We start from the raw sequence: 20,764 nt of genomic DNA, 5'->3' as shown, positions 1-20,764 counted from the left end.
GCCGCAGCCTAGTGCGCGGGCTGGAACAGCTCCACGAGGTTTCCGGCCGGGTCCGCCAGGAGGATCTGCCGGCCGCCCGGACCGGACACCACCTCGGTGCGGAAGGCCACCCCGGCCGCGGTCAGCCGGGCGATCTCGGCGTCGAGGTCGGCGACGACCAGGTGGATGCGGTTGCGCCCGGCGGCGGAGGCGTCCGCGGGGGTGGCGCGGGCGCCCGAGCTCGCCGGGCCGGACAGCAGCAGCCGCAGCGGGCCGCGGACGACGTCGGCGAACGCGGGAGCCGCGCTCATCCGCACCGTGAAGCCCAGGTGCGCGGTGTAGAAGTCGATGGCTGCCGGGACGTCGTCGACCACGTACCGGACGACGGCGTGCTGCTCGCTCATGACCGGACCTCTTTCTGTTGCGGGACAACCAGTTCCGGCAGCAAGTACCGGACGCGCCGGTCGAGCTCCGCGGCCGTCTCGGAAAAGGACCCCGGCTCCGGGATGCTCCAGTGACGGCGGTGCGGGTGGTGCGGGAATTCGGGGCAGACCTCGCGGACCTTGTCGCAGACGGTGATGACGTGGTCGAACCGGTGCCCGGCGACCGTGTCGAGGTGCCGCGGCCGCTGCCCGGTGACGTCGATGCCGAACTCCTCGCCCAGCACCCGGACCGTGCCGGGGTGCAGGGCGGTCTTCGGGTGGCTGCCCGCGCTCGTCACCGTCACCCGGCCGGCGCTGCGGCGGCGCAGCAGGGCTTCGGCGATCGGGGAGCGGGCGCTGTTGCCGGTGCAGAGGAACAGCACCGCGACCGGCCCGGGCGGCGGAACTTCCGTGCGCAGCGCGGGGTGCAGGGCCGCGCCGGTTTCGGCGAGCGCGCCCGCGCAGCGGCCGAGATCGAGGTGGTAGTAGCTGTCCCGGCCGTCGAAGCTGCTGCGGGTGGCGGTGACCAGGCCGCCGCCGCGCAGCAGCCGCAGGTGGTAGGAGACCAGGTTCTGCGGCTCGCCGACGCGGTCCACCAGCTCCCGGACCCGCAGGTCGCCCCCGGCCAGCGCGGTCAGCAGCGCCCACCGCAGCGGGTGGGCGGCCAAGCGGACGAAGGCGGGCGGCTCGGCAGCCATCCCGGAGGATACATCAAATGAGTTTGATGGAAAAGGCCCATCGGGATGGGGCGCGAGCCGAGCGGGGCACGCCGGTGCCACGCCGAGGTCACCGAGGAACGGGTACGCGGCCCGCAAGCCGAACCCGCGCACGCGGGCATCAGCATGCTCGTCGAGCACGGGCCGGGCTTCGAGAGCTGCACATTGTCCTTTTCGGACTTCCAGGTCCCGGCGGCGGCACCGCTGCGGCTGAGGTGGAGTGAGCGTGGTGGGCCGTGCCGCCTTGGGGGGAGGGGATGGCACGGCCCACCACGCTCGGCCGGACGCGCGAGGTGGCGCCGCGTGCCCGGCTGGTCCGGAATGCCCTACCGCGTCCGGGTTCCGGCCGCGTGGGCGGTCCACGGGGGATTGCCGCAGTGTGGCCGCCAGGTGCCGACGTGCACCCATTGGCGGCCCCAGGTGTGGGACATGAGGACCGTCGGGCGCCGGCACCGGGGGCAGGTCTGCGGCGCCGAGTCGATGGACACCTCGTCCTCCTCCGAGCGGTTGGTGGTCGCGGGGAAAAGGATCGTCCGAACGGGACTCGAGCGGACCGGGGAAACTACCCGGATGGCTACGCGGGTGGCCCGGGCTGGCCCGCCAGCCACGAAGCGACCTGGGTCCGCGAGGTGAGGCCGAGCTTCACCAGGATGTTCTCGACGTGCCCCTCGACCGTCCGTCCGCTGAGGACCAGCGCGGCCGCGATCTCCTTGTTGCTCATCCCGCGCGCCACCAGTTCGGCGATCTCCCGCTGCCGCCGGGTCAGCCCGCCGGGTTCGGCCGTTTTGCCCGCCACGTGCGGGGCGGGCCGCTCCCGCAACGCGTACCGGACGACTTCGTCGAGGCCGAAGCCGGTCGCCTCGGCGAACGCCGCGTCGAAGACCTCGTCCCCGAGTGCCTTGCGGGCCAGGGTCGCGCACTGCTCGTCGACACCCTGGTAGGGGCTCATCTCGCCGACGCGGGCGCCGCTGAGGCGCCAGACCGCGGCGGCGGCGCCGAGCAGCCGGGCCACCCGCTCGTGCTCGCCTTCGGCCGAGTGGCACCACGCGAGGGCCTCCACGAGGAAGGCGAGCAGCGTCCGGTCGGGCAACCGCAGGGCGACGGCCTCGTGCAGCAGCTCCGCGGCCTGCCGGGGCTGGTCCGCGCGCCAGCGGTGTATCGCGACGGCCCACAGCGCGTAGCCCCGGGACCAGCGTGCCTCGTGCCGCTCGGTGAGGGCGAGTGCCTCCTCCGCGGCCGCCGCGCCCCGCGGATCGCCGAGGAAGAAGCGCGCGGCGGCCAGCAGGATCAGCGTGTCGAACACCAGCAGCGCGTCCCCGGCCGTGCGGTACCCGGCCAGCGCCCGCTCCAGCAGGTCGGCTCCGCCGGTCAGGTCGCCGGTGAAGAACGTGGCCATGCCGGCGCACTCCGCGTGGCCGGCCCGGAGCCGTTCGTCGTCGAACTCGGCGGCGAGCTCGCCCAGCTCCGCCAGCAGCTCCGCGTGCGGGGCGCCGGTCTGGATGGCGAGGAACGCCATCGCGTACAGCCCCCGGGCCCGGACCAGGGTGCGCTCCCCGCACAGTTCGAGGCCGCGCCGCAGGTACCCGCAGCCCTCCGGGACGAGACCGCCGCCGTACCAGAAGTTCCACAGCGAAGCCGCGATGTCCAGCGCCTGGCCCGCCCGCCCGGGATCGGCCAGGCAGTGGTCCAGCACGGCCCGGAGGTTGGCGTGCTCGCGGCGCAGCCGGGCGAGCCACTCCGACTGCCGCGGCCCGAACCCCTCGGCCCGGTAGCGCCGCGCGAGGTCGGCGTAGTACCCGGCCTGCCGGGCCCGGACGCCGGCCTCGCCGCCGTCCGCGGCCAGCCGGGCGCCGCCGTATTCGCGGACGGTCTCCAGCATGCGGTACCAGGCGTGCCGCCCGAAGGTGCCGTTCTGCCGGCTGAGGACCGACTTGTCCACCAGGCCCGTCACGACGTCCAGCGCGCTGTCGTCGTCCGCGGGGGAGCAGACGTGCTCGGCGGCGTCGAGGTCGAACCCGCCGGGGAACACCGACGCCTGGGCCCACAGCCGCTGTTCCGCGGGGGTGCACAGCTCGAAGCTCCAGTCGATCGCCGCTTCCAGGGTCCGGCGGCGGGGCCGGACGGCGGCGGGCCGGGAGGTGAGCAGGCCGAGCCGGTCGTCGAGCCGCTCGAGGACCTGGTCGACCGACAGCACGCGCACGCGGACGGCGGCCAGCTCGATGGCCAGCGGGATGCCCTCCAGCCGGCGGCAGATCCGGCTCACCGTCGCCCGGTTGTCCGGGGTGAGCTCGAAGCCGGGGGAGACGGCGGCCGCGCGGTCGGCGAACAGCGTCACCGCCTCGACCGGGCCGCCGGTGTCCCCGGCCCGGGGGACGGGCAGGGGCTCGACGTGCAGCAGGTGCTCGCCCTCCACGTGCAACGTGTGCCGGCTGGTGGCCAGGACCCGGAGGCCGCCGGAGACCGCGAGCAGTTTCGCGACCAGCGTCGCGCACTCGTCGGCGACGTGCTCGCAGTTGTCCAGCACCAGCAGCAGCTGCTTGTCCTCGAGGTACTCGGCCAAGCCGGCGGCCTGGTCGCTGGTCCCGCGCAGGCCGAACGCCGTCGCCACGGTGTTCGGCACCAGGTGCGGATCACCCACGTCGGCCAGCTCGACCAGCCACACGCCGTCCGGGAACGCCCGGCGCACGTCGGCGGCGACCCGCAGCGCCAGCCGCGTCTTGCCGACGCCGCCCGCCCCGGTCAGCGTGACCAGCCTCGCTGCGGACAGCAGGCGTTTCGCCTCGCCCAGCTCGTGGCGCCGCCCGACGAAGCTGGTCAGCTCGGCCGGCAGGTTTCCGGCGCTCCGGCGGGAACGGACAGCCATGCGCAGAGTCTAGGTCCGCATCCCCGTGATGCCCCGCCGATCACGCATGATGCCCCTTCAATCACGCATGAAGCCTCCCTGAGCACACGAGAAGCCTCTGCGCACAAACTTCGTCGTAGATATTGTTAACAATCTCATCGACGATTACTGTGCCGGTATCGAGACCCGAAGCGACGAGGACCCACCTTGATCATCGACTGCCACGGCCACTACACCACCGCCCCGCCCGCCCTCGCGGCGTGGCGCGACCGGCAGATCGCCGCGCTGGACGGCGCCACCCCCGCGCCCACCGCGGCCGACCTGCGGATCAGCGACGACGAGATCCGCGAGAGCATCGAGGGCAACCAGCTCCGGTTGATGGACGACCGCGGCATCGACCTGACGATCTTCTCGCCCCGCGCCTCCTTCATGGCCCACCACGTCGGCGGCTTCGAGACGTCGGCAGCGTGGGCGGCGATCTGCAACGAGCTCTGCCACCGCGTCAGCACGCTGTACCCGGAGCGGTTCGCGCCCGCGGCGATGCTGCCCCAGTCCCCGGGCGTCGACCCCGCCACCTGCCTCCCGGAGCTGACCCGCTGCGTCGAGGAGTACGGCGCCGTCGCGCTCAACCTCAACCCGGACCCCAGCGGCGGCCACTGGACGGCCCCGCCGCTCACCGACCGGTCGTGGTACCCGATCTACGAGAAGATGGTGGAATACGACATCCCGGCGATGGTGCACGTCAGCACCAGCGTCAACCCCGCCTTCCACACCACCGGCGCGCACTACCTGAACGCCGACACGACCGCGTTCATGCAGCTCGTGCAGGGCGACCTGTTCACCGACTTCCCGGCGCTGCGGCTGATCATCCCGCACGGCGGCGGCGCGGTGCCCTACCACTGGGGCCGCTTCCGCGGCCTGGCGATGGCGCTGGGCAAGCCCGAGCTGGAGGAGCACGTGCTGACCAACGTCTTCTTCGACACCTGCGTCTACCACCAGCCGGGCTCGGACCTGCTCTTCGACGTCATCCCGGCGCGCAACATCCTCTTCGCCTCGGAGATGATCGGCGCGGTCCGCAGCGTCGACCCGCGCACCGGGCACCACTTCGACGACACCCGCCGCTACGCCGAGGCCGCGAACCTGTCCGAAGAGGACTGGGCGGCCATCCGCGAGCACAACGCCCGCGCCGTCTACCCGCGCCTGGACGCGCTCCTGAAGGGCCAGGGCCGGTGACCGCCCCCAAGACGCCCGGCTGGCTGGACTGGTGCGCCGAACCGTCCACACCGGACTTCCGGCTGCCGCCCGGCACGGTGGACGCCCACTGTCACGTCTTCGGCCCGCAGGCGGAGTTCCCCTTCGCGCCCGAGCGCAAGTACACGCCCTGCGACGCGAGCAAGGACCAGCTGTTCGCCCTGCGCGACCACCTCGGCGTCGCCCGGAACGTGATCGTGCAGGCCACCTGCCACGGCGCGGACAACTCCGCGATGGTCGACGCCGTCCGCGCGTCCGGCGGCCGGGCGCGCGGGGTCGCCACCGTCCGGCCCGACGTCGGTGCGGCCGAACTGCGGGAGCTGCACGCGGCCGGCGTCCGCGGCGTGCGGTTCAACTTCGTCAAGCGGCTGGTCGACGCCTCGCCCCGCGAGGACCTGAGCGCGATCGCGAAGAAGATCGCCCCGCTCGGCTGGCACGTCGTCCTGTACTTCGAGGCCGCCGACCTCCCCGAGCTGGAAACCTTCTTCGGCACGCTGCCCGTGCCGCTGGTGATCGACCACATGGGACGGCCCGACGTGACGAAACCCGCGGACGGCCCCGAATTCAGGCGGTTGCTGGACTTCGCCGGGACCCACGACGTCTGGGTGAAGGTGAGCTGCCCCGAGCGGCTCACCGTGACCGGGCCGCCGTCCTACGCCGACGTGGTGCCGTTCGCCCGCCGCGTCGTCGAGGAGTTCCCGGACCGGGTGCTGTGGGGGACCGACTGGCCGCACCCGAACCTGAAGAGCCACATGCCCGACGACGGCCTGCTCGTCGACCACGTCCGGCACATCGCGGACACCCCCGAAGCGCAGCGGAAGCTGCTCGCCGACAACCCGATGCGCCTCTACTGGCCCGGCGAAACCGCCTGAAACCCCGAATTCCGGAAACACTGAAGGGCATGCCATGCAGCACGCCAACGCGCTCAACCGGCTGAACCGCCTGCCGATCTCCCGGTTCCACAAGTTCACCCTGTTCGCCGTCTCGTTCGCCTACTTCTTCGAGTTCGCCGACATCAACAGCTTCGCCACCACCGCGCCCAAGCTGATCAAGCTCTGGGGCGTCACGGTCGACCAGGTCGCGTACGTGACGTCGCTGTCGTTCGTCGGCATGTTCTTCGGCTCGATCATCGCGAGCACCATCGCCGACCGCTGGGGCCGCAGGAACGCGCTCGTGCTGACGACCGTGTGGTTCGGCGTCTTCTCGTTCGCGGCGGTGTTCTCCTGGGACATCGTGTCCCTCGGCGTGTTCCGCGTCCTGACCTCGGCGGGCCTCTCGGCGATGACCGTGGTCGCGGTGATCTACGTCAACGAGCTGTACCCGGCGGCGAACCGCGGCAAGTACCAGGCCTACGCAATCGTGATCGGCATCTGCGGCACGCCGGTGACGAACCTGATCGCCAGCGTCGTGGTCCCGCTCGGGGACTGGGCGTGGCGGCTGGTCTACCTGTGGGGCGCGCTCGGCGTCCTGCTCGTGCTGTTCACGCGGCGGCTGAAGGAGTCGCCCCGCTGGTACGAAAGCCGCGGCGAGCACGCCAAGGCCGACGCCGTGCTGCGCGAGATCGAAGCCCGGGTCGCGGCCGAGAAGGGCCCGCTGCCGGAGCCGGCGCCGCCGGCGGGGGAGGCCCCGGTGGCGAAGGCGCCGCTGCGGTTGCTGCTGCGCAAGAAGTACCTGCTGCCGACGCTGCTGCTGACCGTCCTGTGGGTGACGCAGACGATCGGGTTCTTCGGCTATTCGAGCTGGGCGCCGACCCTGCTGGCCAAGGAGGGCTTCAGCGTCGAGAAGTCGGTGTTCTACGTGGCGCTCACGACGGTCGGCGCGCCGCTGGGCTCGTACCTGGCCGCCCTGGTCACCGACCGCTTCGAGCGCAAGTGGTGCCTGGTCGCCTTCGGCACCGTGATCGCCCTGTGCGGCCTGTTGTACGGGCTGACGTTCAACCCGGTCCTGATCGTGGTGTTCGGCTTCCTGGTCAACATGTTCGAGCGCGGCTACACGGCACTCGGGTACGCGTATTCGCCGGAGCTGTTCGACACGCGCGGCCGCTCGCTGGGCACCGGCGTGTCCTACGGCCTGGGCCGGCTGTCGAACGCGGCGGGCCCGCTGATCGTGGCCGGGCTGTACAACGGCAGCGGGTACCGGAGCGTGTTCTTCTTCATCGCCGGGACGTGGTTGGTCGGCGCGGTGGTGCTGGCGGTCTTCGGGCCGCGGACCCGGCAAGCACGGCTCGCGCGCGCCGCCGCAGCCCCGGCCGGGGTCTAGAACGCGTACCGGACGCGCAGGTAGGGCGCGTGGACGGCGATGAGGTCCAGGAGCTCGTCCAGCAGGGCCCGCTTGTGGCCCGCGCGGTAGCGGACGTTCACGCCACCGCCCTCGCTGCGCTTGGTCTCCTGCAGGTCGGGCCGCCACAGGACCTGCTCGGCCTTCGGGTGCCAGCCGAGGTTGACCTCGTGCAGGCCGCGGTGGTGGGTCAGCATGATCACCTCCGCGGCCAGCTGGGCCTTGGTGACGTCGTTCGTGGCGTCGCCGAGGTCCCGCAGCAGCCGCGTCCAGTCCTCGAGCCAGCCGTCGTAGACCACGACCGGGCTGAGGTTGACGTGCACCTCGTACCCCGCGGCGACGAAGTCGTCCAGCGCGCGCAGGCGGTCGGCGATCGGGCTGGTCCGCAGGTCCAGCAGCTTGGCGGGCCGCTCGGGCATCAGTGAGAACCGGACGCGCGTGCGGCCGCGCGGGTTCAGCTCCAGCAGCCCGCGGTGGACGTACTTCGTGGCGAAGGACGCCTTCGCGCCTGCTTGCCCGGCGAACAGGCCGATCAGGTCGGCGACGTTGTCGCTGACCAGGGCGTCGACCGAGCAGTCGGAGTTCTCGCCGAGGTCGTACACCCACGCGGCGGGGTCGCACTGGTTCGGCTCCGGCTTGGGGCCCTGCCGGGCGATGTGGCGGGTCAGGTACCCGGTGATCTGCTCGATGTTGGCGAAGACGGTGATCGGGTTGGAGTAGCCCTTGCGGCGCGGGACGTAGCAGTAGGCGCACGCCATCGCGCAGCCGTTGGACGTCGACGGGGCGATGAAGTCGGCCGACCGGCCGTTGGGCCGCGCGGTCAGCGACTTCTTGATCCCCACGACCAGTGCTTCGCGCTTGATGCGCACCCAGCGGCGGACGTTGGTCTCGTCGCCGTGGAGCTCGGGGATGCGCCAGTGGCTGTCGACCTCGACGACGGTCGCGCCGGGGAAGCGGTCGAGCACCTGGCGGCCGCGGGGAAGCTCGGCGGCGGCGGGCTCGACGTAGATGCGCGACGGCGCGAGCAGCTTCGCCCGTTCGAGGGCCGCGTCTGTCAAGAGGGGTTCACCTGCGCAGTCTCGGGGCTTCCGAGCCTACCCGCGGCGCTCGCCGGCGCCGGGCGTCGCCAGGTGGCGGAGCTGGTCGCGGGCCGCTGCGGCGACGTGGGGCTGGACGCCGAGCTCGCCGAGCATCTCGGCGGCGGCCGCCATCTCGGCGGTGCGGCGGACGGCGTGCCGGTACGAGCCGTCCACCAGCCGGTTCACCGTGGCCGCGTCGGCGGCGGTGAGCTCGCCGACGATGATCTTCCGCAGCCAGTCCTCGCACCCGGCCGCGCGGGCGGCTTGCAGCGCTTCGACCACGGCGGCGGACATCCCCTTGAAGAAGACGCTCCGCAGCAGCTTGCGTTCGGCGGCGAGCCCGGCCTCCCCGGGCATGGTCTCGACGGCCGCGCCGAGCGGGTTCAGCGTCGCGGCGACCGCGTCGGCGGCCGGTCCGGTCGCGAGCATCGGCACCCGCAGCCCCCGGCCGGGGACGGGCGCCATGATCGCCACGTCGGCGAAGGGGATGCGGTGCCCGGCGGCCAAGGTGGCGAGCTCGCGTTTGGTGCCGGGGGAGGCGGTGTTCAGGTCGGCCCAGACGGCGCCGTCCCGCAGGGCGGTCAGGCCGGCCGCCAGGGCTTGGTGGGCGGCTGACGCGCTGTTGACGCTCAGGACGAGGTCGGCGCCTCGGGCGGCGTCGGCTTCGGAGCCGGTGGGGACGACTCCGTCCACGGCGGAGATCGCCGGGTCGTAGCCGCGCACGACGGCGCCGGCGGTCACCAGGTCTCGGGCCAGTGCGCTGCCCGCTTCGCCCAGTCCGAGTACCGCGATGGTTCCGGTCATAGCAGAATCCTCCTCGCCAGCTACGATCGAGTACACGATATGCTCGACAAAATTGTCAACAAACGGAGCCGAGGCTATGACGGAGAGTGCGGCGGACCGGCAGCCGGGGGAGCGGTCCGCGGTGGCGGCCATCCGCGACGCCATCGTCCGCGGCGAGTTCGCGCCCAACCAGCGCCTGGTGGAGGCGGATCTGTCGGCGCAGTTCGGAGCCAGCCGCGCCACCGTGCGGGCGGCGCTGATCGAGCTGACCAACGAGGGACTCGTCGAGCGCGTGCAGAACCGGGGAGCGCGGGTCCGCGCGGTGTCGCTCGAGGAGGCCGTCGAGATCTCCGAGGTCCGGATGATGCTCGAGTCGCTGTGCGCGGCGAAGGCGGCCGAACGCATTTCCGCCGCCGAGGTGGGGGAGCTGCGCGAACTGGGCGAGCGGATGCAGGCGGCCGTGACCGGGGGCGACGTCGTCGGGTACTCGGGGCTCAACCAGCGGCTGCACCGGCGGATCCGCGAGATCAGCGGCCAGCGGACGGCGGAGCGGGTGCTGGAACGGCTGCGCGGGCAGAGCGTCCGCCACCAGTTCCGGCTGGCCATGCGCCCGGGCCGCCCGCAGGTCTCGCTCCCGGAGCACCTCGCGATCATCGACGCCATCTGCGCGCACCGCCCGGAGCAGGCCGCCGAGGCCGCGCGAACCCACCTGGCCAGCGTGATCGAGGCCCTGAAAGCCGCCGACGCCGAGGTGTCCCCGCTGCACCCCTGAGTCCCCGGCCGATCACCCGACCCTCCAGGTACGCGAGCCGACCCTCCAGGTACGCAAGCCGACCGTCCAGGTACGCAGGCCGACTCAGCTTGCCCGCCAAAATTGTTGACAATTTCGTCAACGGGTCTCTACGGTGGCGGTATGAAGCCCGTCATCGTCACCGATCCGCCCCGTGCCGACCTCGACCAGGTGGCGCGGCTGGCGGACTACGGCGTCGCCACCGTGCACGAGGCTCTCGGCCGCTCCGGTCTCCTCTCGGCCGGTCTCCGGCCGATCCAGGACGGCGTCCGCGTCGGCGGCACCGCCGTCACCGCGCTGTGCTGGCCCGGGGACAACCTGATGATCCACGCCGCCGTCGAGCAGTGCCGGGAAGGCGACGTCCTCGTCGTCACCACCACTTCGCCGTGCCGGGACGGCCTGTTCGGCGAGCTCTTCGCCACCGCGCTGCGCCACCGCGGCGTGCGGGGGCTGGTCACCACCACCGGTGTCCGTGACGTCGCCGACCTGCGGGCGCTCGGCTTCCCCGTCTGGTCCGCGGCGATCAGCGCGCAGGGCACCGTGAAAGCGACCGCGGGCGCGGTGAACGTCCCGGTCGTCGTCGGCGGGCAGCTCGTCCGCCCGGGCGACGGCATCCTCGCCGACGACGACGGCGTCCTCTGCGTCCGCCGCGAAGACGTCCCGAGTGGACTCGAGAAGGCTCGGGCGCGGCTGGAGAAGGAAGCCGCCGCCCGGGAGGCGTTCGCGACCGGCCAGCTCGGCCTGGACCGCTACGGCCTGCGCGAAAAGCTCGAGGCCCTGGGCGTCCGGTACCTGACCGCCGAGGAGTACGAGAAGGAGCAGGCATGACCGGCGTGCGCTGCATGCTCATGCGCGGGGGCACCTCGAAGGGCGCCTACTTCCTCGCCGAAGACCTCCCGGCGGACCCGGCCGCCCGCGACGACCTGCTGCTGCGGATCATGGGCACCCCCGACCCGCGCCAGATCGACGGCCTCGGCGGTGCCCAGCCGGTCACCAGCAAGGTCGCCGTCGTCTCGAAGGCCGCCGACGCCGGACACGACGTCGACTACCTCTTCCTGCAGCTCGGTGTGGAGGAGCCCACCGTCTCCGACCGCCAGACCTGCGGCAACCTGCTCTCCGGCGTCGGGCAGTTCGCCGTCGAACGGGGGCTCGTGCCCGCCGGCCCGGAGCGCACCACCGTCCGCGTGCGGCTGCTCAACACCGGTTCGATCGCCGTCGCGACGTTCGCCACGCCCGGCGGCGAAGTCGACTACCGCGGCGGCACGGCCATCTCCGGCGTCCCCGGCACCGCCGCCCCGGTCGAGCTGGACTTCACCGGCACGGAAGGGTCGGTGTGCGGCAGCCTGCTGCCCACCGGCCACGTCCGCGACGACGTCGGCGGCCTCGAAGTGTCCTGTGTGGACAACGGGATGCCGGTCGTCGTCGCGCGCGCCGAAGACCTCGGCGGCGAGCCGGGCCTGGCCGAGCGGATCGACGCGCTGCGCATCGAGGCCGGGAAGCTGATGGGCCTCGGCGACGTCCGCGGCTCGTCCGTCCCGAAGACCACGCTGGTTTCCGCGCCCCGCCACGGCGGCGCGATCGCCACCCGCACCTTCATCCCGGTCAAGCCGCACCCGTCGATCGGGGTGCTCGGCGCGGTGAGCGTCGTGACGGCGTTGCTGCTCGACGGCGCCGTCGGGGCCGAGCTCTTGCGCAAGCCGACGGCGGGCGAGCCGATCGAGGTCGAGCACCCGAGCGGCAAGCTCGCCGTCGCGATCGAGTTCGAGGGGTCCCGCGTCCGCCGGTCGACGGTCATCCGCACCGCCCGGAAGCTGTTCGACGGCACCGTTTTCCCCCGTTCCTGAGGAGCCGGCTTTGTCTTCGCCCCGCCACGAGGTCGCGCACCTCGGTCACGTCGAGCTGTTCACCCCCGAGCCGGAGCGGAGCCTGGATTTCTTCGTCCGGGTGCTCGGCCTGACCGAGAACGGCACCGACGGCGACTCGGTGTACCTGCGCACCTGGGACGACTACGAGCACCACAGCCTGAAGCTGACCGCGGCGAAGACCTCCGGCGTCGGGCGGACGGCGTTGCGCGCCTCCAGCGAGGAGGCGCTGCAGCGGCGCGTGGCCGCGCTGGAGGAGCGCGGGCTCGGCGTCGGCTGGGTCGACGGCGACACCGGCATCGGCCCGACGTACCTGTTCCGCGACCCGGACGGGCACGAACTCGAGCTTTACTGGGAAACCGAGCGCTACCGGCCGCCGGAGTCCCTGCGCCCGGCCCTGAAGAACCAGGCGCAGGCGTACCCGGGCCGCGGCGTCGGCGTCCGCCGCCTCGACCACGTCAACTACCTGGCCCGCGAGGCGGAGCCCAACGGCCGGTTCGTGTGCGACGTCCTGGGCGGCCGGGTGACCGAGCAGATCCGGCTCGACAGCGGCGTGATTTCCGGGCAGTGGACGCACTTCGCGCAGAAGTCCTACGACCTCGTCTACACGAACGACCGGACGGGTTCGCACGGGCGCCTGCACCACATCGCGTTCGCGACCGACACACGCGAGGACATCCTGCGGGCCGCGGACATCGCGCTGGACAACGGGGTCCACATCGAGACCGGGCCGCACAAGCACGCGATCCAGCAGACGTTCTTCCTGTACGTCTACGAACCCGGCGGCAACCGGATCGAGCTGTGCAACCCCACCGGACGGCTGATCTTCGCGCCGGACTGGGAGCCGGTCACCTGGACGGAGGCCGAGCGCGCGAAGGGGCAGGCGTGGGGGCTGAAGACGATCGAGTCGTTCCACACGCACGGCACCCCGCCGGTCTGAGCCCGGAAATCACCCGGCGGCGGCTGACATCCCGCCGCGGCGCGACTACCGTGGGCTACGGGGAAATCACCGGCGCAAGGGGGAGGCGCTGCGATGGGGGAGAATGCCGGCTGGGCACCGTCGGGATGGCCGCTGTGGGCCTTGCCCGGGCGGGTGCGGGTGCTCGTTCTCGGTGTGGTCCTGGCGGTCTTCGGTCTGGTGGCGCTCGCGGCCCGGACGGCCCCGGCGCCGGAGCAGTGGACGGCCGCGGGCTGGCTCGCCGCGGCGGCGCTGCCGCACCTGCACGCCTCGCACCTGGTCCAGCGCCGTCGCCGCGCCCGGGCCGGCACGCCGTACCTCGACCTCTGCAGCGTCTGGATCTTCGCCGGGGTGATCGTGCTGCCCCTGGTGCTCGAGCTGGCGCTGGTGGCGGTGCTCTACGCCCACCGCTGGGTGCTGGTCAACCGGTTCGACGCGGTCCGGCCGCCGCACCGCGCCGTGTTCACCGCCGCCACGCTCGCGCTGGCCGCGGCCGCCGCGGCCGGGGTGCTGCATTCGAGCGGCGTCCAGGAGCACCTCGCCGACGGCGCCCGGCCCGGCTGGGCGGACCTGGCCGCCGTGGTCGCCGCGGCCGCGGTGCAGTGGGTGGTCAACACCGCGCTCGTCGGCACGGTCATCGCCTGGACGGTCCCCGCCGAGGATCCCCGCCGGCCGCTGGGCAGCGCTTCGGACAACCTGCTGGAGGTGGGCCAGCTGGCGCTCGGCGTGTTCGTCGCGCTCGCGCTGCTGTGGTGGCCGCCGGCCGCGTTGCTGATGATCGTCCCGACGTTCGCGCTGCACCAGTGCGTCCAGCTCGACCAGCTGAAGCTGGCCGCCCGCACCGACCAGCGCACCGGGCTGCTCAACGCGGCCGCCTGGCACGAGCAGGCCGAGCGCGCGCTCGAGCGCGCCCGCGGCCGGATCGGGGTGCTGATGATCGACCTCGACTGGTTCAAGCGCATCAACGACACCCACGGCCACCCGGTCGGCGACGACGTCCTCGCCGAGGTGGCCACGGCGCTCACCCGAGCCGTCCGGCGCGGCGACACGGTCGGCCGGTACGGCGGGGAGGAGTTCGCCGTCCTGCTGCCCGACGTCGACGAAGCCGAGGTCCGCGCGATCGCCGAGCGGATCCGGCGCCGGATCCGGGCGTTGCGCATCACCGCGAAGACGGGGGAGCCGGTGACGCTCTCGGCGACGATCGGCGCGGCGCTGCACCCGGCGGAGCCCGGGGGAGGTCTCGAGGGGCTGATCCGCGCGGCGGACGACGCGCTCTACGCGGGCAAGAAGGCCGGGCGGGACCGGGTGGCGGTCGCCGCGCCTCAGTTCTGACCGGGATCGGCCGGGCCGCGGTGGTGCTGCAGGGCCAGCCCCCGGTCGTGGTCGAAGGTCACCGGGACCTCGGCGCCGACCAGGGGACACAGCCGCAGCGCCTCGCGGGTGACCGCGTCGTAGAGGTCGTCGGTCGCCGCGCCGGGCAGGTAGATGCCGACGGCCGCGCGGAGTTCGTAGCTGCCGTCGTCGCGGTGGGCCAGCGTGGCTTCGGCCGTGACCACGCTTTCGGCCGGCTCGACGTCGAGCGAAGTCGCCGCGATCGTCAGCGACTGGTGCAGGCAGGTCGCCAGCGCGGCGGCGTAGAGCCGCTCGGGGTTGAGCGCGTCGGCGGTGCCGTTGCCGCTGGGCTCGCTGACCGGGTAGGCGAGGTCGCCGCGGCCGTCCACCCGGACGCTGCCGCGGCTCGACGTCGCTTCCGCCGAGTAGATGTCCCGTGCCATCGCGTCCTCCGGGGTCGTTTCCGCGCGGTTACCCGGCGAAGGCCGCCCCACACGCTCAGCTCGTCTCGCGCACTTCCAGGCGGTGCGGCGCGACGATCGACCGGGGCGGTTCCGGGTCGGCCGCCTGCCGCGCCAGCCGGTCGAGGGCGAGTTCGGCGATCCGGTCCTTGTCCGGTGACACGGTCGTGAGGGCCGGCACGCTGTAGCGGCCGTCTTCGATGTCGTCGAAGCCCGCCAAGGCCACGGATTCCGGCACCCGGACACCGCGGTCGGCGGCCGCCCGCAGCGCGCCCAGGGCCAGTTCGTCGGTGAAGCAGAAGACGGCGTCGGGCGGCCGGGGCAGGTCGAGCAGGCGCAGCATCGCCTGGTGACCGTCGGCCCGGTGCAGGCGCCGCACCGGCACCTCCAGCGCCGGCTCGGCCGGCAGGTCCGCCTCGGCCAGCGCCTGCCGGTAGCCGGCGAGACGCTGGCGCGCGGTCGCGTTCAGCGAGCGCGGCTGGATGCCCAGCGCGGCGACCCGGCGGCGGCCCGCGGCCAGCAGGTGCCGGGTGGCGTCGCGGGCGGCGGCGACGTTGTCGATGGCGACGTGGTCGACCCCGGCGGTGCCGTCGTGCTCGCCGAGCAGCACCAGCGGGACGGGGTCGGTGCGCGCGGCCAGCTCCGCCGGGGCCACCGCCCACGGGCTGAACAGGACACCGTCGACCAGCTGGCTGCGCCGGCCGTGCAGCAGCTCCTTCTCGCGCTCGGCGTCGCCGTCGGTCTGGTCGATGAGCACGGTCAGGCCCCGGGCACCGGCGATCCGGACCGTCCGCGCGGCGAGCTCGGCGAAGTACGGCGAGTCGATCTCCGGGATCACCAGTGCCACCAGCCCGGTCCGGCCGCGCCGCAGGGTGCGGGCGGCCAGGTTGGGGCGGTAGCCGAGCGCGTCGATGCTCGCCTGCACGCGTTCCCGGGTCGCCGGGGCCACGTACCGGAACCCGTTGACCACGTTGGACACCGTGCGCACCGAGACGCCGGCGTGCTCGGCCACGTCACGCAGTTTCGGGTTCACCCGCGCAGCGTACCTCTTGCAACGTGGCATGCCACGTTGCAAACTGAGCTGCCACGCCGTCGCGCTCCCCAGGAGGCCAGGATGACCGTGCCCGCCCAGCTGCCCACCCCGCTGCCCGCGGCCGAACTCGCGGCGCTGACCGAACGCCTGCACGCCGACGGCATCATCGGCCTGCCCCAGGCGTTCACCCGTGACTGGGTGCGCCGGCTCGGCGAGGACATCGACACGGCGTTCGCCGAGGCCCGCGCCCGGCCGGACGGCGCCGTCGGCCGCGGCCCGAACCGCTTCTACGTCGAGATCCACCCGGAGCAGCTGCGCGGGTTCACCGACCTCGTCACCCACCCGTGGATCACCGCCGTCGCCGAAGCGGTGCTGGGGCCGGAGTACCGGATCGTCGAGGTCGGCTTCGACGTCCCGCTCGCCGGCGCGGCCGACCAGCCGTGGCACCGCGACTTCCCGATGCCCGCCGAAACCGCGCGCGAACGGCGGCTGACGTCGCTGGCGGTGAACGTGACCGCCGTCGACACCGAGCCGGACATGGGGCCGTTCGAGATCGCGCCCGGCACGCACTGGGACGACGGCGGTGCGTTCGAGCACGGCATGTTCCCGCCGCGCGCGGCCTACCCGCGCTACCGGGAACTGGCGACCCGCAAGTACCCGCGGATGGGCGACATCTCGATCCGCTCGGCCCTGACGGTCCACCGCGGCACCGCGAACCGGTCGGCGAAGGCGCGCCCGGTGCTCGTGCTGGGGCTCGACGCCCCGGGAGCGGGCAACGACGAGCGTCACGACACCGCGGTGACGAAGGAGTTCTGGGCCTCGCTGCCGGAATCGGTGCGGGCGCACCTGGACTGCCCGGTCGTCGACGTCCTGCGGCCGATCACCCAGAAGCACACGATCGAGGGGCTGGTGATGGGGGCCTGATGTTTGGCGGTCCCGGACGCGGGCACCTGGTGGCCATGGCTGAAGCGGGAATCACCGAAATGACGGGCCGGGCCGGCGTCGTCGCGGCGCTGCGCCGCGTACTGCTCGCCTTCGGGGTCGGCGGTGCACTGGCGTGCCTCGCCTGGATGGCATTGTGGCTGGCCATGCACGTTTAGCGGACGGCTCCGGCCACGCGAAGTGGCCGGAGCCGGGGTTTCACTGGCAGGCTTCGCAGTCCGGGTCGTCGATCCGGCAGGCGGCGCCGTCGGTGAGCGGGAAGTCGAAGTCCTCCAGCTCGGGCACGGCGACGGACTCTTCCGGGGTGGTGGTGGCGGACATGGCCCTCCCTTGTGGACGAACGGGTTCTCCTGTGTGTAGCGCCGAAGATCGCCGCGCATTCCGTGACGCGCACCACACCCGAGGATGACCGGCTGCACGTCGGACGATGTCCGTGTCGACGGCCGTCCTGGTGGGTAGTCCCTTCGCGGATGATCCCGGACGGAAGGTGCTCTCGTGCCGCAATGGGTGGAGGCGGGGCTGTGGGGCCTCGTCGGTGGGGTGGCGCTCGTGCTCGGCGCCGCCGTGGCCTGGTGGGTGCGGGTCTCCCGGCGGGTCGTCGCCGGGATCATGGCCTTCGGCGCCGGGGTGCTCATCTCCGCGCTGGCCTTCGACCTCGTCGACGAAGCCCAGCGGTCCGGCGGACTCTGGCCGACCGCGGCCGGCTTCCTCGGCGGCGCCGCCGTCTACGTCCTGATCAACGTCCTGCTGGCCCGCCGGGGTGCCCGGCACCGCAAGCGTTCCGGTGCGCAGCAACCGTCCGAACAGGACACCGCGGGCAGCGGGGCGGCCATCGCCGTCGGTGCCCTGCTCGACGGGATCCCGGAATCCGTGGTGCTCGGCGTGTCCCTGCTCGGGGGCGGCGGCATCGGCGTCACCGTGCTCGCGGCCGTGTTCATCTCGAACGTCCCCGAAGGCCTCTCCAGCGCCGCCGGCATGAAAACCGCCGGACGCAGTGCCGGGTACATCTTCGGCGTCTGGAGCGGCATCGCGGTCGCCAGCGGGATCGCGGCCCTCCTCGGCAACCTCCTGCTGCGGTCGGCGTCCCCCGCGACCGTCGCCGCCATCACGGCGGTGGCCGCGGGGGCGATCCTCGCCATGATCGCCGACACCATGATCCCCGAGGCGTTCGAACGCACCGAGCTCTACACCGGCCTGCTCGCCACCCTCGGCTTCCTGACCGCGTTCGTCATCGGGCACGCCGGCTGAGCGCGACCGCGACGCCCGCCGCGCAGAACACCACGGTGGCCAGGGGACCCAGGTACTTCGACGGGCTCGGCGCGCTGCTCGGCCCGGCCGGCCACGTCGTCAGCGCGGCGGCGCAGCGCGCGACTGGGCGGGCGGCCACCCGGCACCGCCCGCGGTCCTGCACCGCGCGCTGTCCTTCTGGACCCGCCGGCACGGCGTGCTCTCCCTCGAGCCGGCCGGCCACTTCGCCGGCACGAAGTTCGACCCGGACCTGCTGATCACCGAGGAACTGGCCGCGCTGAAGCGGCGGTGATCACCCGGTCTGCTCCCGGATCCAGTCCGCCACGACGTCCACCCGGGCGATCGTTTCGGCGCCGGGCTGCGGGCACGGCGGCCCGGTGTTGACGATCGCCACCAGCGTCGCGGTGGTGTCGTCGTCGGAGGTGAAGAACGGGCCGCCCGAGTCCTCGGGGCAGGGGCCGTTCTCGACCGTGCGCTTGCCGACCGGCTGGGCCTCCAGGGTCGCCTGGCCGATGCCCGACACGGTGAAGCGGCCGCGCTTGAGGTGGTCGGACGGGCCGAGCACGGTCGCCGAGAGCGAACCCCAGCCGGCGAACTGGAGCTGCTGGCCGATCGACGGCCGGGTCGTGGCCAGTGTCACCGGCGCGATGTCGTCGACCGGGCTGCCGAGCTTGGCCACCGCCAGGTCGTTCACCGGCGACTGCCGCACGTCGACGACCTCGCTCGTGCGCCCGCCGGGGTCGGTGTCCTTCAGCCGCCCGACGGTGACGGTCATCGTGTACGGCGGCCGCCCGCCGATCCGAGCGTCCGCGATGTCGTGGAAGCAGTGCCCGGCGGTGACGATCCACTGCGGCGCGACCAGCGCTCCGCTGCACGCGCCGCTGCGCACCCCGCCGCCCGGGACCGGGATGTCGCCGGACGTCAGCTTCGCGGTGAACGGCAGGATCGGGTTGGGGGCCGGCCGGGCGGACGTCGTCACCGGTTCCCGGGCCGGGGCCGCGGAGTCGGGCAGACCGTGCCCGCCGGCCGCCGCGGCCAGGATCGGGCCCCCGGCCGTCGTGCCGGTCACCGCGTGGGCGAACGCCAGGCCGGCTCCGGTCAGCACCGCGACCGCCACCGCTCGTGCCCGGAACTGCCGTCGTCGATCCGAAGTGGTCCTCACACCTCTGATGCACGAGCGGGAGCCCGGAATGGTTGCGAGAAGCGGGCGGCTTTCGCGTTCGCGCCGGTCAGCCGCGTCGGCTGCGGGCCGGTTTCGCCGCCGCGATCGCCGGCCACAGCACCGAGACGACCGCTTCGGGGATTCCGGCCCGGCTTTCGCCGCGGTAGAAGGCGGCGAAGTAGCTGCCGAAGCACAGCGTCGCGATGGTGTGCTTGTCGATGTCGGCGGAGACCGCGCCGCTCTCCTGCAGCCGGGACAGCACGTCCTCGACCAAGGCGACCCGCGGTTCGACGGCGTGCTCCCGGAGGATCCCGAGCAGTTCGGGGGTCCGGATCGCCTCGCCGGCGAAGTTGCCCATGAGCACCATGGCGTCCGGGTTGAAGTACGCGGGATCGAGCCGCCGGACGGCTTCGGTGAACGCTTCCCGCGGTGCCAGCCCGGTCAGGTCGACGGTGTAGGAGTCCCGCTGCTTGCGGAAGCCGTAGTCGAGCGCGTCCACGACGAGCTCGAACTTGGTGCGCCACCGCCGGTACAGCGTCGGACGGCTGACGTGCGCGTCCGCCGCGATGTCGCCGATGGTCATGAGCGAGTAGCCGTCGCGGACCAGCCGTTCGCGGGTCGCCAGGATGATCGCTTCGTCGAGCGCCGCGTCACGGGGACGCCCGCCGGGCTTCGGCGCGGTTTCCGCGGTCGTCTCCGGTTCCCGTGCTGACGCCATGGGAGGAATGTAATGCACCGGCTCACTTGCCGCGGTCGCCCCGCACCGCGGCCCGGTAGGCCGACGGCGACAGGCCGATCTGGGCGCGGAACGCCGAAGCGAACCGGGACGGCGTCGCGAACCCGCACGCCAGCCCGATTTCCGTCACCGACAGGTCGCCGCGCTCCAGGTGGCGGCACGCCCGCTCGACCCGGATCCGGGTCAGGAAGCGGTACGGCGTCTGCCCGGTCGCCGTCTTGAACACGCGCAGGAAGTGGAACGGGCTCAGGTCCGCCGCGGCCGCCAGGTCGGCCAGGGTCAGCGGGAGGTGGTGGTTCTCGCGGATGAACCGCACCGCGCGGCGGGTGCGCAGCTCGTCCCGGCCCGGCTCGCGCGGCGGGGGCGCCGCGGCGTGGTGGGTCAGCAGGTGGACGGCCAGGAACGTGCCCGCCGACTCCGCGTACAGCTCGTCCGCGCCGCCGAGGGCCGCCGCGCCCAGCGCTCCCGCCACGGACGCCAGCACCGGGTCCTCGACGGCGAGGGCGTCCGGACGGCCGAGCCGGTTGGCGTCCCGGCCCCAGAGCTCGAGCGCCGTGCGGTCGACCAGCGCGGCCGGCAGGTGCACGTGCGTCGTCAGCGTGCGGCCGTCGCCGTGCCAGCGGAGCCGGGCCGCGTGGCCGGGCGCGGTCAGGCCGATCGAACCGGGCCCGTAGTCCGCGCGCCGCCAGCGGGCGCCGTGGCGCGACTCGATCGTCTTGCTCCCCGCGGTGACCAGCACCAGGACCTGCTCGTCGACCGGCGGCACGTCGCACTCCGCCGCCACGACGTTGTCGAGCAGCCGCACGGCCAGTGAGGACCAGCGGCGGCTGAGCCGCACGCGGGTTCCCGGAACGATCGCCGAGGCCTCCTCCGACACGGTCCGATCCTAAC

At 73.1% G+C, this 20,764-nt stretch carries 22 protein-coding genes and 1 pseudogene; 12 read left to right on the top strand and 11 right to left on the bottom strand.

The window, feature by feature from the left end:
- Positions 1–8: 8 nt before the first annotated feature.
- The 3 genes from IE317_RS04525 to IE317_RS04515 form a co-directional block, all read right to left on the bottom strand.
- Positions 9–383: a VOC family protein gene (locus IE317_RS04525; protein ID WP_191306746.1), complete on the bottom strand. Its 375-nt coding sequence runs from the start codon at positions 381–383 to the stop codon at positions 9–11.
- Positions 380–1,099, bottom strand: a complete 720-nt coding sequence (locus IE317_RS04520; protein WP_191306745.1) for an arsenate reductase/protein-tyrosine-phosphatase family protein — start codon at positions 1,097–1,099, stop codon at positions 380–382. The genes IE317_RS04525 and IE317_RS04520 overlap by 4 nt, the downstream gene beginning before the upstream one ends.
- 592 nt (positions 1,100–1,691) lie before the next feature.
- On the bottom strand, positions 1,692–3,980 hold the full coding sequence (locus tag IE317_RS04515; RefSeq protein WP_191306744.1) for an ATP-binding protein: 2,289 nt from the start codon (positions 3,978–3,980) through the stop codon (positions 1,692–1,694).
- Positions 3,981–4,166: 186 nt separating this feature from the next.
- Here IE317_RS04515 and IE317_RS04510 point away from each other — a divergent pair, with 186 nt between their 5' ends.
- The 3 genes from IE317_RS04510 to IE317_RS04500 are packed head-to-tail and all read left to right on the top strand — an operon-like array spanning position 4,167 to position 7,469.
- Positions 4,167–5,192 carry an amidohydrolase family protein gene (locus IE317_RS04510; RefSeq protein WP_191306743.1) on the top strand — a complete coding sequence of 342 codons (1,026 nt, stop codon included), beginning with the start codon at positions 4,167–4,169 and terminating at the stop codon, positions 5,190–5,192.
- Positions 5,189–6,082, top strand: coding sequence for an amidohydrolase family protein (locus tag IE317_RS04505; protein ID WP_191306742.1), 894 nt, complete (start codon positions 5,189–5,191; stop codon positions 6,080–6,082). Before IE317_RS04510 ends, IE317_RS04505 begins: the two co-directional genes overlap by 4 nt.
- 34 nt (positions 6,083–6,116) lie before the next feature.
- Complete coding sequence (locus tag IE317_RS04500; protein ID WP_191306741.1) at positions 6,117–7,469, top strand: MFS transporter; 1,353 nt, start codon at positions 6,117–6,119, stop codon at positions 7,467–7,469.
- Here IE317_RS04500 and IE317_RS04495 read toward each other — a convergent pair.
- Positions 7,466–8,545 (bottom strand): spore photoproduct lyase family protein, encoded by a 1,080-nt coding sequence (locus tag IE317_RS04495; RefSeq protein WP_191306740.1) that lies wholly within the window; start codon positions 8,543–8,545, stop codon positions 7,466–7,468. The two genes, IE317_RS04500 and IE317_RS04495, sit on opposite strands and share 4 nt — an antisense overlap.
- Before the next feature lie 36 nt (positions 8,546–8,581).
- On the bottom strand, positions 8,582–9,370 hold the full coding sequence (locus tag IE317_RS04490) for an NAD(P)-dependent oxidoreductase (protein WP_191306739.1): 789 nt from the start codon (positions 9,368–9,370) through the stop codon (positions 8,582–8,584).
- A gap of 76 nt (positions 9,371–9,446) precedes the next feature.
- On the opposite strand from IE317_RS04490, the gene IE317_RS04485 reads away from it, so the two are divergent.
- The 5 genes from IE317_RS04485 to IE317_RS04465 all read left to right on the top strand — a co-directional run bounded on the left by IE317_RS04485 (position 9,447) and on the right by IE317_RS04465 (position 14,291).
- Positions 9,447–10,121, top strand: a complete 675-nt coding sequence (locus IE317_RS04485; protein WP_191306738.1) for a GntR family transcriptional regulator — start codon at positions 9,447–9,449, stop codon at positions 10,119–10,121.
- Positions 10,122–10,262: 141 nt separating this feature from the next.
- Complete coding sequence (locus IE317_RS04480; protein ID WP_191306737.1) at positions 10,263–10,967, top strand: 4-carboxy-4-hydroxy-2-oxoadipate aldolase/oxaloacetate decarboxylase; 705 nt, start codon at positions 10,263–10,265, stop codon at positions 10,965–10,967.
- Positions 10,964–11,983, top strand: coding sequence for a 4-oxalomesaconate tautomerase (locus IE317_RS04475; RefSeq protein ID WP_191306736.1), 1,020 nt, complete (start codon positions 10,964–10,966; stop codon positions 11,981–11,983). Before IE317_RS04480 ends, IE317_RS04475 begins: the two co-directional genes overlap by 4 nt.
- Positions 11,984–11,993: 10 nt before the next feature.
- Positions 11,994–12,941 (top strand): catechol 2,3-dioxygenase, encoded by a 948-nt coding sequence (locus IE317_RS04470; protein WP_191306735.1) that lies wholly within the window; start codon positions 11,994–11,996, stop codon positions 12,939–12,941.
- Positions 12,942–13,034: 93 nt separating this feature from the next.
- Positions 13,035–14,291: a sensor domain-containing diguanylate cyclase gene (locus IE317_RS04465; protein ID WP_229902461.1), complete on the top strand. Its 1,257-nt coding sequence runs from the start codon at positions 13,035–13,037 to the stop codon at positions 14,289–14,291.
- On the opposite strand, the gene IE317_RS04460 is transcribed toward IE317_RS04465, so the two are convergent.
- Positions 14,282–14,734 (bottom strand): OsmC family protein, encoded by a 453-nt coding sequence (locus IE317_RS04460; RefSeq protein WP_191306734.1) that lies wholly within the window; start codon positions 14,732–14,734, stop codon positions 14,282–14,284. The two genes, IE317_RS04465 and IE317_RS04460, sit on opposite strands and share 10 nt — an antisense overlap.
- Positions 14,735–14,789: 55 nt before the next feature.
- Positions 14,790–15,785, bottom strand: coding sequence for a LacI family DNA-binding transcriptional regulator (locus IE317_RS04455; RefSeq protein WP_191306733.1), 996 nt, complete (start codon positions 15,783–15,785; stop codon positions 14,790–14,792).
- An 81-nt stretch (positions 15,786–15,866) separates the two neighbouring features.
- On the opposite strand from IE317_RS04455, the gene IE317_RS04450 reads away from it, so the two are divergent.
- Together IE317_RS04450 and IE317_RS04445 are read left to right on the top strand one after the other, a co-directional pair.
- Entirely contained in the window at positions 15,867–16,709 is an 843-nt protein-coding gene (locus IE317_RS04450; protein WP_191306732.1) for a phytanoyl-CoA dioxygenase family protein, read from the top strand.
- 35 nt (positions 16,710–16,744) lie between these two features.
- Positions 16,745–16,885, top strand: coding sequence for a hypothetical protein (locus IE317_RS04445; RefSeq protein ID WP_191306731.1), 141 nt, complete (start codon positions 16,745–16,747; stop codon positions 16,883–16,885).
- Positions 16,886–16,925: 40 nt separating this feature from the next.
- Here IE317_RS04445 and IE317_RS45055 read toward each other — a convergent pair whose 3' ends face one another.
- Positions 16,926–17,048 carry a hypothetical protein gene (locus tag IE317_RS45055; protein WP_255410490.1) on the bottom strand — a complete coding sequence of 41 codons (123 nt, stop codon included), beginning with the start codon at positions 17,046–17,048 and terminating at the stop codon, positions 16,926–16,928.
- A 174-nt stretch (positions 17,049–17,222) separates the two neighbouring features.
- On the opposite strand from IE317_RS45055, the gene IE317_RS04440 reads away from it, so the two are divergent.
- The gene (locus IE317_RS04440) at positions 17,223–17,975 is read left to right on the top strand and encodes a ZIP family metal transporter (protein WP_191306730.1); all 753 of its coding nucleotides are present in this window, start codon (positions 17,223–17,225) and stop codon (positions 17,973–17,975) included.
- Positions 17,976–18,051: 76 nt separating this feature from the next.
- Positions 18,052–18,267, top strand: a pseudogene (locus tag IE317_RS04430) (TetR-like C-terminal domain-containing protein); the annotation flags it as partial.
- Here the strand turns inward: IE317_RS04430 and IE317_RS04425 are convergent.
- The 3 genes from IE317_RS04425 to IE317_RS04415 form a co-directional block, all read right to left on the bottom strand.
- Positions 18,268–19,137, bottom strand: coding sequence for a S1 family peptidase (locus IE317_RS04425; protein WP_229902460.1), 870 nt, complete (start codon positions 19,135–19,137; stop codon positions 18,268–18,270).
- A 67-nt stretch (positions 19,138–19,204) separates the two neighbouring features.
- Positions 19,205–19,855, bottom strand: coding sequence for a TetR/AcrR family transcriptional regulator (locus IE317_RS04420; RefSeq protein WP_191306729.1), 651 nt, complete (start codon positions 19,853–19,855; stop codon positions 19,205–19,207).
- Positions 19,856–19,877: 22 nt separating this feature from the next.
- Positions 19,878–20,750, bottom strand: a complete 873-nt coding sequence (locus tag IE317_RS04415) for a helix-turn-helix domain-containing protein (protein ID WP_191306728.1) — start codon at positions 20,748–20,750, stop codon at positions 19,878–19,880.
- Between the last annotated feature and the right edge of the window lie 14 nt (positions 20,751–20,764).

Origin of the sequence: Amycolatopsis bullii (assembly GCF_014654205.1) — a bacterium.
GTDB classification, from domain to species: domain Bacteria; phylum Actinomycetota; class Actinomycetes; order Mycobacteriales; family Pseudonocardiaceae; genus Amycolatopsis; species Amycolatopsis plumensis.
This window is presented reverse-complemented; position numbering and strand designations above follow the sequence as displayed.